15 protein-coding genes are annotated in these 12,459 nt (G+C 56.1%); 8 read left to right on the top strand and 7 right to left on the bottom strand.

Annotated features, from left to right (window positions below; all coding sequences use genetic code 11):
* The first annotated feature begins 201 nt into the window (after positions 1 to 201).
* A complete protein-coding gene (locus tag Enr8_RS00075; protein WP_146428591.1) occupies positions 202 to 882 on the top strand; it encodes a zinc metallopeptidase in 681 nt (226 codons plus the stop codon).
* Positions 883 to 1,168: 286 nt separating this feature from the next.
* Here Enr8_RS00075 and Enr8_RS00070 read toward each other — a convergent pair whose 3' ends face one another.
* Positions 1,169 to 1,597, bottom strand: a complete 429-nt coding sequence (locus Enr8_RS00070; protein ID WP_146428590.1) for a type II secretion system protein — start codon at positions 1,595 to 1,597, stop codon at positions 1,169 to 1,171.
* A gap of 494 nt (positions 1,598 to 2,091) precedes the next feature.
* Here Enr8_RS00070 and Enr8_RS00065 point away from each other — a divergent pair, with 494 nt between their 5' ends.
* Positions 2,092 to 2,511: a hypothetical protein gene (locus tag Enr8_RS00065; protein WP_146428589.1), complete on the top strand. Its 420-nt coding sequence runs from the start codon at positions 2,092 to 2,094 to the stop codon at positions 2,509 to 2,511.
* A gap of 54 nt (positions 2,512 to 2,565) precedes the next feature.
* Complete coding sequence (locus Enr8_RS00060) at positions 2,566 to 2,979, top strand: hypothetical protein (RefSeq protein ID WP_246119892.1); 414 nt, start codon at positions 2,566 to 2,568, stop codon at positions 2,977 to 2,979.
* A 164-nt stretch (positions 2,980 to 3,143) separates the two neighbouring features.
* Here Enr8_RS00060 and Enr8_RS00055 read toward each other — a convergent pair whose 3' ends face one another.
* Positions 3,144 to 3,401 carry a hypothetical protein gene (locus Enr8_RS00055; RefSeq protein ID WP_146428587.1) on the bottom strand — a complete coding sequence of 86 codons (258 nt, stop codon included), beginning with the start codon at positions 3,399 to 3,401 and terminating at the stop codon, positions 3,144 to 3,146.
* A 120-nt stretch (positions 3,402 to 3,521) separates the two neighbouring features.
* Here Enr8_RS00055 and bshB1 point away from each other — a divergent pair, with 120 nt between their 5' ends.
* The 4 genes from bshB1 to xerC all read left to right on the top strand — a co-directional run bounded on the left by bshB1 (position 3,522) and on the right by xerC (position 6,641).
* On the top strand, positions 3,522 to 4,214 hold the full coding sequence (gene bshB1 / locus Enr8_RS00050; protein WP_146428586.1) for a bacillithiol biosynthesis deacetylase BshB1: 693 nt from the start codon (positions 3,522 to 3,524) through the stop codon (positions 4,212 to 4,214).
* Positions 4,215 to 4,406: 192 nt separating this feature from the next.
* Entirely contained in the window at positions 4,407 to 5,369 is a 963-nt protein-coding gene (locus Enr8_RS00045) for a hypothetical protein (protein ID WP_246119891.1), read from the top strand.
* Between the two features lie 48 nt (positions 5,370 to 5,417).
* Positions 5,418 to 5,717, top strand: a complete 300-nt coding sequence (locus tag Enr8_RS25140; protein WP_186767341.1) for a hypothetical protein — start codon at positions 5,418 to 5,420, stop codon at positions 5,715 to 5,717.
* A 21-nt stretch (positions 5,718 to 5,738) separates the two neighbouring features.
* Positions 5,739 to 6,641, top strand: coding sequence for a tyrosine recombinase XerC (gene xerC, locus Enr8_RS00035; protein ID WP_146429925.1), 903 nt, complete (start codon positions 5,739 to 5,741; stop codon positions 6,639 to 6,641).
* A 1,341-nt stretch (positions 6,642 to 7,982) separates the two neighbouring features.
* On the opposite strand, the gene Enr8_RS00030 is transcribed toward xerC, so the two are convergent.
* Together Enr8_RS00030 and Enr8_RS00025 are read right to left on the bottom strand one after the other, a co-directional pair.
* Positions 7,983 to 8,354, bottom strand: a complete 372-nt coding sequence (locus Enr8_RS00030) for a VOC family protein (RefSeq protein WP_146428585.1) — start codon at positions 8,352 to 8,354, stop codon at positions 7,983 to 7,985.
* A gap of 311 nt (positions 8,355 to 8,665) precedes the next feature.
* The gene (locus tag Enr8_RS00025) at positions 8,666 to 9,346 is read right to left on the bottom strand and encodes a transposase (protein WP_146428584.1); all 681 of its coding nucleotides are present in this window, start codon (positions 9,344 to 9,346) and stop codon (positions 8,666 to 8,668) included.
* On the opposite strand from Enr8_RS00025, the gene Enr8_RS00020 reads away from it, so the two are divergent.
* Complete coding sequence (locus tag Enr8_RS00020; RefSeq protein WP_146428583.1) at positions 9,345 to 9,743, top strand: hypothetical protein; 399 nt, start codon at positions 9,345 to 9,347, stop codon at positions 9,741 to 9,743. The two genes, Enr8_RS00025 and Enr8_RS00020, sit on opposite strands and share 2 nt — an antisense overlap.
* A gap of 15 nt (positions 9,744 to 9,758) precedes the next feature.
* Here Enr8_RS00020 and Enr8_RS00015 read toward each other — a convergent pair whose 3' ends face one another.
* The 3 genes from Enr8_RS00015 to Enr8_RS00005 all read right to left on the bottom strand — a co-directional run bounded on the left by Enr8_RS00015 (position 9,759) and on the right by Enr8_RS00005 (position 12,377).
* Positions 9,759 to 10,265: a hypothetical protein gene (locus Enr8_RS00015; protein ID WP_146428582.1), complete on the bottom strand. Its 507-nt coding sequence runs from the start codon at positions 10,263 to 10,265 to the stop codon at positions 9,759 to 9,761.
* A gap of 16 nt (positions 10,266 to 10,281) precedes the next feature.
* Positions 10,282 to 11,199: a polymorphic toxin-type HINT domain-containing protein gene (locus Enr8_RS00010; RefSeq protein WP_146428581.1), complete on the bottom strand. Its 918-nt coding sequence runs from the start codon at positions 11,197 to 11,199 to the stop codon at positions 10,282 to 10,284.
* Positions 11,200 to 11,537: 338 nt separating this feature from the next.
* Positions 11,538 to 12,377, bottom strand: coding sequence for a polymorphic toxin-type HINT domain-containing protein (locus Enr8_RS00005; RefSeq protein WP_146428580.1), 840 nt, complete (start codon positions 12,375 to 12,377; stop codon positions 11,538 to 11,540).
* Between the last annotated feature and the right edge of the window lie 82 nt (positions 12,378 to 12,459).

The following is a 12,459-nucleotide window of genomic DNA, read 5'->3' as shown; positions in this document are numbered from 1 at the left end:
GGGAGAAACTAGCGAATACGTAATTTAGGTAATTTGACGGTTGCGGAACGCGACTTGCTGAATAAGCCCAAAAGGAGCTGTACCTGCCATTTTGCAGGTCTATAATTCCGAGCGGCGGTGGGCGAATACCCCAATGCTTGGCAGACTCTCTGCCAAGTCGCGCCGCTCCTACACCTTGCATTGAAAGGCGAGAAAGACGCCATGTACTTTTTTGACCCGATGTACTTCCTGATCATCGCCCCAGCCTTGCTGCTGGCGTTTATCGCCCAGATGTGGCTGAAGTCGACCTACGCGTCGGCGATGAAGAAGCCGGCCCCGTTGTCCGGCGCCGCCGCCGCGCGGCACATCCTCGACTCGGCCGGCCTGTATGACGTTTCGATCGAGCAAATCCCTGGTCACCTGTCGGATCACTACGATCCCGGCGCCAAGGTGCTGCGATTGAGCCCCGACGTTTACCAATCGCGTTCGCTCGGCGCGGTCGGCATCGCCGCCCACGAAGCGGGACACGCGATCCAAGACGCCAAACACTACGCGCCGCTGGTCTTACGAAACCTGGCGGTACCGACCGCCAGCTTCGGCAGTGGCGCCAGCTGGATCTTGCTGTTGCTCGGCATGGTCTTCAACTTCAAGTTCCTGATGCTGGCCGGCATCGTCTTGTTTGGCTGCGTCGTCGTTTTTCAGCTGATTAACCTGCCGGTCGAATTTGACGCCAGTGCGCGAGCCAAGCGGGTGCTGGTCGATCTGAACATCGTCCCGCAAGACGACATGCCGGCGGTCCGCAACATGCTGTACGCCGCGGCCCTGACCTATGTCGCCGCAACGCTGCAGGCAGTGTTGACGCTGCTGTACTACGTCATGATCTACGCCAGTCGCCGCGACTAGGCGGTCGAGATAAAAACAGAGCCCGCGACGGGAGTTCCTGTCGCGGGCTGTTGTTTCTCGGAAGAGCAACGCCTGGCCGATGGGTTACCGCAGGCCGTCGGTCAGTTCGATCGTCAGCTCAGCATCTTCTTCCTTAGCTGCCTGTTGGAAAATGCCCTCGTGGCATTTTCCAACCTCGCCAGGCTCAGAGCGTAGCTCTTCGCGGCTCGCAAAATAACGACTTACGTCGCTATTTTGGGATAGCATCCCTGCGATCACGCAGTCCGTCGAGAAAATCAACGGACTGTTAGGCGTCCGGCTCGTCCCCAATCGTCTCGGAGCGGGCCGAGATCACGGTCGATCCGCTCGGGCAGAGGAAACCATCGATCCGCGTCTTGGCCAGGTCGACGTTGTGGATGTAGTTGGTGGTGTATTCCACCTGGTCGAACAGGTTCTGCTGTTCGAGATAGGGCAACAAACGGAACTGCACGCCAATCCGACCCGAGTTATTGCACGCGGCCATCGGGAAATTCTGGTTGACGTAGTGATAGTTGTGCAGCGCCAGCGAGAGCTGTTTCTGATTGTTCGTGCACTGCATCCGGCGAGCCGCTTCGCGGGCTTGCTGCACCGCCGGCAAGAGAAACGCAATCAAGACGCCGATGATCGCGATAACGACCAGCAACTCGACTAGCGTAAAACCAGTTTTCTTCGTGGAAAGTAAATTTGATTGGCGCATGAAGGCTGCCCTGAACCGAAAAGACTCGCGCATAGAAAGTAGAGGATGATCGGACGTGATAAGCGTCCTAAATAAGAGCATCGGCATGCCAATTAAAAAGCAATGAGTTTGCTGGTTTTTGCGGGGTCAATTTCTGCCATAATCGGCGTTAATGCCCCAGTGAGCTACCTTGTCTTGCTGCGGCGATTTGCCGTTCTTTAGGCTGGCAACGAAGGGTAGAAGGAAAATACGGGCCATTTTCGGCCGTTTTCTCGCCAAGAGATTGAATTTGCGACAAACCGTGGTTTAACTTGTCAGATGAAAGCTCGCTAAAAAGAGATATCTAGACATGTCGATTTGTTACCCCCCAGCGGCGGTCCAATGGCTCTGGCGGGCGTTACTTGGGGACGTGACGTTTGGATACCCTCCAGCATTGCCGCATCAGCGGATAACAGCGGCTCCTCTGGCGATTTCCGGTGATGTGATGCGTTATCCCAGCGGAAGGTAAAAGTGCCATGAAACACGAGAATTTCATCGAATACATGGGGGACTATCTCTCGGTCATCGTGACCGGATTTGACTCCGTCCCTCGTTCTCTGGAGTTGTGGAAGCAGATCGTCGCCGCTTGCGACAAATACGGCTGCTACAACATTCTTAATCAGGCCAAGACCGTTGGCGAACTGTCGACGATGGACGCCTTCAAGCACATCGAGATCTTCCAGCAGGCCGGCATTACGGCGAAGCATCGCATCGCTTGGGTGGCCGAAGAGAACACGAAGTACGAGCAGCTGCAGTTCATCGAAACGGTCTTGCGCAACCGCGCGCTAATCAACGGTCACCTGTTTTGCTCGCGCGAGGAAGCGCGCGAGTGGCTCCTCTCGCCAGAGCAAGCAGACGCCAAAGCTTCGAAATCCCAAGACTCCTCCGCCACCTAAAAGCTGTCCGGCAATCCGCGGCAGTTCGGCATTTCCCTCAGGGAGCGAATGATGATGGACGAGAATATCATCGATTTCCAAGGCGACCATATCCACGTGGTCGCCCGCGGCAATAACACCGCCGCCAAGTCTCTTGTGATGTTTCGCCGGATCGTTGACGCATGTCAGCAGCATGACTGCTACAACATCATTGGCGAAGCCGAAACCAAAGAGGAGATGTCGACTCTGGAAGCGTTTAAGCACATCGAGGTCTTCACCGAGGCCGGCATGACCTGGAAGCATCGTCTCGCTTGGGTCGCCGCCGATCCCGACAAGTACGAGCAGCTGAAGTTTGTCGAAACCGTCTTGCGAAATCGCGCCCTGCTCAACGGCCAGGTGTTTCGCACCCTGGAGCAAGCTCGCAGTTGGCTCTTCGGCGAACCATCCGCCGCGACATTGACCAGCGGTAAGGCGGCGGAGGCCGGCTAGCAGTCCGTTGATTTTCTCAACGTGCTGCTGGATCGCAGGGATGCGATCCCAAAATAGCGAGGTAAGTCGTTATTTTGCGAGCCGCGAAGAGCGATGCTCTGAGCCTGGCGAGGTTGGAAAATGCCACGAGGGCATTTTTCAACAGGCAGCTAGGTCAGCAGCGGCTACTTATAGCCCAGGCGGCGCTCGATGTCGCGCGACCGATCGCTCAGCCCCGTTCCGCTATCTCCGCTTCCCCCACGAAACGCCTTCGAGAAGCCCGAAACCTCTTCGGTGACCGACTCCATGTAGGTCTTCGCTTCGCTCGTTTCGTCCTCGACTTCGGCGTCGATCGGCGCATCTTTGGTTTTCTTGTTCCATGGACGCCACGTTTGGCATCCAACCAGGAAGTTGGCGGCGACCAGCAAAAGTAGTAAGGTCATGCGGTTCATAGTCTTGGTCAGGCGGGGCACAGGGCCGAGGTAAGGGCCGGAGTCTGTCAAAACCGCCAAGCCAACGCCATAGCAACTTCCCCTGGATGTTCTCCCTCGATTGGTGTCGAAATGCAGCTGGACGTATTGGTCATCGCCCCCCATCCCGATGACGCGGAACTTGGCATGGGTGGCGCCATCCTCAAATTCAAGGCCGAAGGCCGCCGCATCGGCGTGCTCGATCTGACCACCGGCGAACCGACTCCGTTCGGCTCGCTCGAAAAACGGGCCGCCGAAACCGCCGCCGCCACCAAGATCCTCGGCCTCGACTGGCGACAAAACCTCGGCCTACCCAACCGTAGTCTCGAGCCGACGCTAGCAGCCCGCGAGCAGCTGGCCTCGGTCATTCGTCAGGTGCGCCCCCGCTGGCTCTTCGCGCCGTATTGGGAGGACGCCCATCCCGATCATCTTGCCGCCACTCAACTGGTTGATGCGGCCCGCTTTTGGTCGAAGCTGTCGAACACCGACATGCCCGGCGAGCCGTTCCATCCCGAGCGAATCTACAATTATTACTGCGTCCATCTGAAGATGACCCCGCAGCCGGCGTTCGTCCTCGACATCAGCGACCACTGGGAACAAAAGGCGGCGTCGATCGCCTGCTATCACAGCCAGTTCGTCGAAGGCCGCCCGCAAGAGCCGCCCACCTTCCTCGACAAACTGCGCGACGAAGCCTCGTACTGGGGCAAGACAATCGGCAAGCGCTACGGCGAGCCCTTCACCAGCCGCGAACCGATCGGCCTCGCTAGCATGCAGTCGTTGGTCTAGGTCGATCTTCCTTTCTTCCAAAATTCTTTCGTTCCGACTAATGCGATTGGGCTGACTTTGTCGATTGCTAGGCAATGACATGATTTCCTGCGCTCTCGGCGTCAGGGACTCGTCGCGCAGGGGGGCATCCTGCAAGCGACCTTCACTTTCATGCGTCCGTATTGGTTGATATTGCTAGCTGGGCTGCTTTGCTTGGGATGCTCCGCCATTCCCGAGACCAAGCGTCAGCCGCAATTTCACAATCCATTTCCGCAGCTCAGCAAAGTCGCGATTATTCCTTTCAATAATCAGAGCGACGCTCCCACGCTGAACGCCGACGATGTGACGATCGCCTACTACGGTCAGTTGCAGCGGATCCGTGGTTTCGAAGTCGTGCCGGTGGGCGTGGTGCTTCGTGCGATGGAAGCGAGCGGCAATCGCGGCCGCGATCTCGAAGAGATCCGCAAGCTGGGCGAAACGCTGGGCGTCGACGCCGTCGTCGTCGGTTCGATCACCGACTACACGCCGTACTATCCCAAACGGATGACGCTGGCGATCAACTGGTACGCGGTCAATCCTGGTTTTCATGCGATCCCGCCTGGCTATGGCTTGCCTTGGGGAACCGCCGACGAAGAATTCATTCCGGAATCGCATGTTTGGGAGGCCGAGTTCGCGCTCGCCAAAGAGCAGCTGCTCACCCAAACGCCTGACCCAAATGCGAAGCCGCCGCAAAACTCCAACGATCCGCTCGCCCAGCAAATGGAATCCGCCCCAAAGCCCACACAGCCCGAGGTCAACGGTCCCGCTAGCATCGGCGATCCGCTAGCAGACGGCAACTCGCCGCCGCCAGTGCCGCCGCTCCCCAACGGTTGGCCCGATCCTCGCGGCTTCGTACCGCCGCCGCCCAGTCCGACGCGCCCGCCGCTGTTGCCTTACTCCGGCCCGATTATCTCGCAAATTTGCAGCTATGACGAAAACGACACCGACTTCACCGAACTCGCGCAAGACCACTATGCATTCATCGACGACGCCCGCATCGGCGGGTGGCAAGGATATTTGGATCGTAGCGATGATTTCATTCGATTCTGTTGCTACACGCACATTACCGAGATGCTCTCACTTCGTGGCGGCGCCGGAAAATCGAAAGTGGCGTTGAGGTGGCACGATAGCCGATAACGCTTATTGCCGCCTGTTTCCCGAAGCGTTTGGATAAGAGAGCCTCACGTGACTGAAGAGATTAATGTACTAGCACTGGTCAAAGGCGCCGAGCGCTACGTTTTCATGTTCAATGACAGCCGTCGCGCCGAAACCTTGCGAACCCTTGGCCGCTACGCTTCGAACCCCGAACTCAGCTTTTCGTGGTATGATGCGGCCGTACTGAGCCAGAAGATCCGCGCGTCGGCGCCCGAGAGCGAAAAGCCCGAAGCTGCTAGCTCGGCCGTCAAGCCGCGCTTCGAGTATCCGGCCAAAGGCGCCATCGACTTGGGCGGCGTCGATCATCTCGATTTCGACGAATTCGAATAACAGGAGCCCGCGGCCGTGGATATGCGAGCCGCCGCCGACCGCTTCCTCCGTTACCTCAAGGTCGAACGTAACGCGTCCGACCTGACGATCAAAAGTTACGGCGAAGACCTGGAAGCGCTGGTCGACTATCTCGAAGAACTCTACGCCGCGCCGGCCACCACCGGAGAAGTCTCCACCCTCGACCTGCGCGGCTATGTCGCCGCCGTCAGTGACGCAGGCTACAGCGAAACGACCATCGCCCGCCGTCTCGCCTCGATGCGCTCCTTCTTCCGCTTCGCCCAGCGCGAGGACCTGGTCGACCGCAGTCCGGCCAAGCCGCTCCGCAACCCGCGCCGCAAGCGGAAGCTCCCTCACTTTCTGACGACCGATGAAATCAGCAAGCTGCTGTATGCCCCGCCGACCAACACCGCCGCTGGCCTGCGTGATCGGGCGATCTTAGAGACCACCTACAGCGCCGGCCTCCGCGTCAGCGAACTGGTCGGGCTCAACGATAGCGACGTCGACTTCGAGCAAGGCTTGATCCGCGTTCGTGGGAAAGGGAAGCGAGAACGTCTCGGTCCGCTCGGAAGCTTTGCCGCTAAAGCGCTGCAAGATTGGCTCGCCAAACGAACCTTGAGCGTTCGCTCGGCCGCCGCCAAAGAGAAGCCGATCTTCACCAACAAGTTTGGCAATCGCTTGACCACCCGCAGCGTCGGCCGCATGCTCGAAAAGTACATCGCCCAAACCGACCTCGACACCCGCACCTCGCCGCATACCCTACGGCACAGCTTCGCTACCCACCTCCTCGACGCAGGCGCCGACATCCGCAGCGTCCAAGAGCTACTAGGCCACAAAAGCCTGGTGACAACGCAAATCTACACCCACGTCAGTACGACAAGGCTGAAGGAAGCCTACGAAAAAGCGCACCCCAGAGCGCAAGTCTAAAACGGGTTGGCCAACTCTTCACTAACCCGAGGCGCGAGCCGAGGGAATCCGGCCGCCAGCTAAATGACGAAGGTCGAATAACGAATGTCTAAATAAGCCCGAATGCCCCAATCACCAATCCGGAATCGCGAAACGGGGTCTGGATATCTGGTGCCATGCTCTTATCGCGTCTTCGCGAGAAGAGCATGGCTTAGCCCGGCCCGCGAAGACCGGACTGGACCACCGCACACATTTTTTTCATCTCCCCAACGCACCGCCGATTCCCCTCCAACGCATCAGCGCCCCTGAGTTAGTGGACTGGACCGCCACGTTTTTTTTCGCGCTCCACGGCCTGACCGCCTCGCCGCCAGCCGAACCCCAAACCGTCCGCCCACCGGCGCTTACAATCGCTTCGCATCCAAACTTCAGATCGCCAACCGTCGCCGAGCGAGCAACTCCATCCGCACCCCGAAATCGACCACAAATCCGTGCGCTTTGTCAAGCGAAAGAGACTGGGGGCCGTCCTATTGTGGAAGCGGTGCGGAAGTGATGTCCGTTGGTTGTAGCGACCAGCAGAAAAAGAGAAGCAAAATCTTATTTCTCTCCACAGAGTCCGGCGAGCGGCGAAAGAGGTTCGCGGTGCTCTTGCGGGGCCATTTGTTCTTTCCTGGATTCCCCGTGTGATAACGTCCTAAATAATGCGCACATTTGAGAGCCAGGCTGAGAATCAAATGTGCGCAACTTGACGGACGGTACCCCGCCACAACATGGCGTCCGCGTCCCGCAACTTCTTGATGATCTGTTCGGCCGAATTCCGACGTCGCTTCTTGCTCATGAAAAATCCTTTGCCAGAATTTTGGCTCTGGATCTTTCATAACGAATGGATCAGGATTTGGGGAGCACTCCAGAGCGATCGAAGAATGTCGCTAATCGCCTGGAAACTGTTTTCCGTCCTGATTCCGTTCTTGCTGCTGGCGATTGGCGCCGGGCACCACTGGAAGGAACCCGTGCTCTTTGCCTCAGACGGAATCGCGACTCGGACCTTGCCCCTAACTCAAGAAGACACTGGCTGTTGGCCAGTGGCACCCGGCGAATTACAATCCTTCGCCTCCTCCTCTTGACCGCAAGAGCAGTTGCCGTATCCATAATCGTAGCCACAATCATAGCAAACGGTTTTCATTCCAGGGCATCCATCAACTCCTTCCACCCAAGTGTAGGTGTAACCTGTCAGCCAATTCCCAGTACAAGTAGTCGCCGGCGCGATGGGTGTACATGTCATTGCCAGTTAAGGTGCCTGGCACCGTCCGCCCCTGCCACTCAACCGCCGCATCCACGCGAAGTCAAATCCTTATTGGTTATCCGTCAGTCTTTTGATGAAACGCGAATGATGTGGCCATCCGGATCTTTGATCTGGAATGTCTCACCAAACACGGCGGTGTGAAGATGCTGGGCGAACGAAACTTCCTCTCGGTCGCTCCATTCTTTGTAAAGTGAAGTGACTTCATCGTCGGAATCCAGATTGATGCCAATTTCGCTGAAGCGAGGCGTTTCAGGATCTGGCGAATCGCCACCTGACCAAATTGCGAAATCGGCATCGCCGTCAATCTTGAACACAACATACCGTGGAGTGATGAAGAATGGATCGAAACCAAAAATATCCGTGTAGAACTTTGTGGATACGTCAATGTCGGAAACGTGCACGAGTTGCAAGTTTGGTCGTCGAATTTTTGGCATACTGGTTACCTGCTTAAGTAGAGGGTGAATCTGGCTTCACGATCTGCGTGGGTTCAAGCAACCCACTCGAAATCACACGAGACTATTTGACGGATAACAGTAAATTATCCCGGTTAGCTACCAGGGATAAAGCCAGTGAACATCCCGGGTAATCGGGCGATATACCTACTCTAGACGAAAAACGGGTGGCCTAGAAATCCCCGCTGGAACCCGCAGGGGGTAAAAGGGGTAGGATCCGCCTGGCGTCCCAATCCGATCGATGCCCGAGGGGATAGTGCATCGGAACAGAAAAGGTGTCAGGACTCTTTGTGTCAACCAGGCGCTACCTTCTTCGGCCTGCCGCGGGGGCGGAGGGTGGAATCTAGGTTCAGGCGGCGGGCAATGGACTGGGTCCAATCGGGATCGCCGAAGGGGGAGCCTCGGCGGATCGCGTGGCGGACGGCGTCGACTTCTTTCTTGGACATCGCCTGATTGACTCGGTCTTTCCAATGACCAGGTCGGGCGATCGGCCACGGCGTCAGGAGATCGGGCTTTCGCCTCGGCTTGGCCAACCAACGGGCGAGCGATCCCCATTTCCAGTCTTCGGCCAGAGTTGCCAGGCCAGCCTGCAGGGCATTGCGTTCGACATAACGACATGCGACCAGAAAATGCCCGTCGTCTTGCACCGGAAAACTCTTGAACCGCCCTTGATAGATGTGCCCTTCGCCGGAAGTGTGGCAGTGCGCGTGTCGGCGCATCGTGTGCGTCAGGGTGACCCACCGCAGCAAATCGCTCATGCCGCCGTCAGCCGTGGGGCGGACGACCAAATGCCAATGGTTGGGCATCAGTTGGTAGGCTAAAATTTGACACGGGTACCGCGACAGCCCCTCGGCCAAGATGCGTTCAAACGCTTCGAAATCGTCCGGCGTATCGAAGATCGCCGCCCGAGAGTTGCCTCGATTCAAGGCATGATAAATGCCGCCCGCTTCGTCGGCTCGCTTTGGTCTACCCATGACAGCAGGGTATCATGTGCTGGCGGAGGAAAAAAGAGTCCTGACACCTTTTCTTCGCCGGTTGCTTTTTCTTTATGTTCAAGCAAACCGCTCACGCACGCACGGGAAAGCCGTCAGCCATCGCCATAGATACTGCATGAAGACGTTTCACGAATGGCTGAGAGAACGACAGAAGCAACAGGAAGGGCTGTTGCTGGGCAGCGATGGCAGACTCAAAGGGATGTCGCCTGCGAATCCATTGCCGAAGGATTCAGCGTTCAACAAGAGCTTGAAGCAGAAGTCGAAGCCATTGCCAACGGCAGTGCCGGTGTTCAAGCCGTGGAAGCCTGCTGAACCGGCACGCTTTCAGCCCTTCAAACCGGCACAGCCTGCGAAGATCGTGATGCAGAAGGTGTAAGTTCGCTTAAAATCGTTAGGTGCAGAGTGTTGGAATCCCTTCTTTGGCAAGTGCTGGAAACTGATCAAGCAATTGCAGGTAAACGTGGATTTCCTGTTGGTCTCCCAGATATCCAGAAGCCGGTCGATTTGAACAAAGAGTTACATGGTAAATGCCATCCTCAATGTCGAGAAGTTGCTCCTCTGGGCAATCGGAAAACCAATCCATCAAATCATACAGGTCACGAAAACACAGCTTACCGCCTACGCATTTTACCGCTAATCGCAACTTGAAGTCACAGTCAAGCAGGAACTGCTCTTCAGGATAGCCTGCATGGAAGTGAAGGATGAATGTGCCAGATGCTCCGGTACCGAACCCAACAATCGTCCCTTGTTGAATGTGCGATTGAACCTGCTCCTCAGTCGTGTAGTTAGACTCAAGATAGTCTTCTTCTTCTGAGATATGCTCAGCAAACTTCGGCGAATGAAAGATGATTCCAATGCCAGCAGTTTCTAAGCAGATTGTCTTTCCATCAATTACCATTGTCTTGTCCTAATTATCACCCGCCCCATTGCAGCAACAAATCCAGTGCTTCTGACGGGGTTACATCTGTGCCGATAACTGTACTACCGTCTGGAGTTCGCACGTCTCCCCGAATCCCACGCAAAGCCGGGTCTGAATATGCTTGCCTATATCGTTGCAACAATTCTGCATCGGAGAGATTCGAGTTCCCTCCACGTCGAAGTTTAATACCAGCATTTTTAGTTGCTCGGTGCAGCCGAATGTGAGCAGCACCAGCATTCTCAGGCGAACCCGATGGATAGAATCGAGGCGTTCCCGGTTGGTCAAACTGACGCAACGCTGACCGCCCACTAACGTTTGCACGTTCAACCAGATGTGCGCCTGCTCCCTGTGGAGTCAGCGTCCAACTATTCTTATGTGGCCCAATGAAACCGGCATCGCCGGGAATTGTTGTTGGGGCACGAAAATCATCCAGTTTCTTAAGGATTTCGTTGGCATTGTCAAACGACAGAGCGTAATACTCCGCATCCTCAAGTCTTACCGCTCCTTGGTTGACGAGTTCATTCAACCTTTCGATTCCATCGTCGCACAACGATTCGTTGTGGACAAGAATGGAGTCGACGCCGACCGCGTAATTGTGGAAGTCTCCGATTGTCAGGTTCGAGACCGGAAACGATTCTTCATACCGTTGATGAATCTGACGAATGATTTGCGGCCGGCCGTCACGGCCAGTAATAACATCCCCCGCTTGCAATTCATGGGAATTGACCCAGCGGCCAGGAAAAACGGGGCCTTCGTCTTCCCCAGCAGAAAGCAATCGCGGCGGCTTGTGCCTCAATGACAAGACTGCCGACATCGGGCTATCGAAGATGAACCCGTTGCCGAGAGATTCAGCGGTCAATAAGAGCTTGAGCAAAAAGCCAAAGCCGCCGCCGTCAGCCGTGCCGGTGTTCAAGCCGTGGAAGCCTGCTCAACCGGCCAAGCTGCAACCCTTCAAACCGGCACAGCCTGCGAAGATCGTGATGCAGAAGCCGAAGGATTAGAAGCTACTCGTCCTCGTGTAGTGCGAAATTCGTCCAGCCTGCTGCTTCTATGTCCGCAATGGTCGCCGGTTCGCTTTCGTAGTCAATCCCAAGTGTGCCAGCGTCTATTTGTGTGATCTGACTTGGATGTTGCCATGCCCATTCACATTCTTCGCAATGGAGATACAAGGAGCCGTCATCGTCTCGCCGCATGAGGAAAAGGCGACCTTGGTTACATCGAGGACATGATTTGCACCAGTGTGCCATTTGTCTACTTTGAAGGATATGCTGTTATGATTTTTGTGCCGTCGGTAGTGTGGATCGTGACACTATGTAAGTCAACGCCTGTGCCTAACTTGCCGCCTTCCCAGCCTACTCGTCTACCCATCGGCACGACCAACGTTCCGGTGTCGTCCATCCTGATGCCAAGCCGCTGAGCACGATACCACGCTTCTTGTACGGTAAGAACGGCATCTTCGTCAAAGACACCATGAAGGTCTTTCTTGGTGTTGTTGATGCCGCGCTTTTGAATGTGTTGCCAACGAGTTTCACCCGTCTTCTTCTTTACGATGGACCAGTCTAGGGATCCACGTTCGACGATCTTTGTGTTTGGGGCACGAAAATCATCCAGTTTCTTAAGGATTTCGTCGGCATTGTCAAACGACAGAGCGTAATACTCCGCATCCTCAAGTCTTACCGCTCCTTGGTTGACGAGTTCATTCAACCTTTCGATTCCATCGTCGCACAACGATTCGTTGTGGACAAGAATGGAGTCGACGCCGACCGCGTAATTGTGGAAGTCTCCGATTGTCAGGTTCGAGACCGGAAACGATTCTTCATACCGTTGATGAATCTGACGAATGATTTGCGGCCGGCCGTCACGGCCAGTAATGACATCCCCCGCTTGCAATTCATGGGAATTGACCCAGCGGCCAGGAAAAACGGGGCCTTCGTCTTCCCCAGTAGAAAGCAATCGCGGCGGCTTGTGCCTCAATGACAAGACTGCCGACATCGGGCTATCGAAGATGAACCCGTTGCCGAGAGATTCAGCGGTCAATAAGAGCTTGAGCAAAAAGCCAAAGCCGCCGCCGTCAGCCGTGCCGGTGTTCAAGCCGTGGAAGCCTGCTCAACCGGCCAAGCTGCAACCCTTCAAACCGGCACAGCCTGCGAAGATCGTGATGCAGAAGCCGAAG

The organism is Blastopirellula retiformator, assembly GCF_007859755.1.
GTDB classification, from domain to species: Bacteria; Planctomycetota; Planctomycetia; order Pirellulales; family Pirellulaceae; genus Blastopirellula; species Blastopirellula retiformator.
The sequence above is the reverse complement of the archived record's forward strand: the minus strand, read 5'-3'. Positions and strand labels throughout refer to the sequence as shown.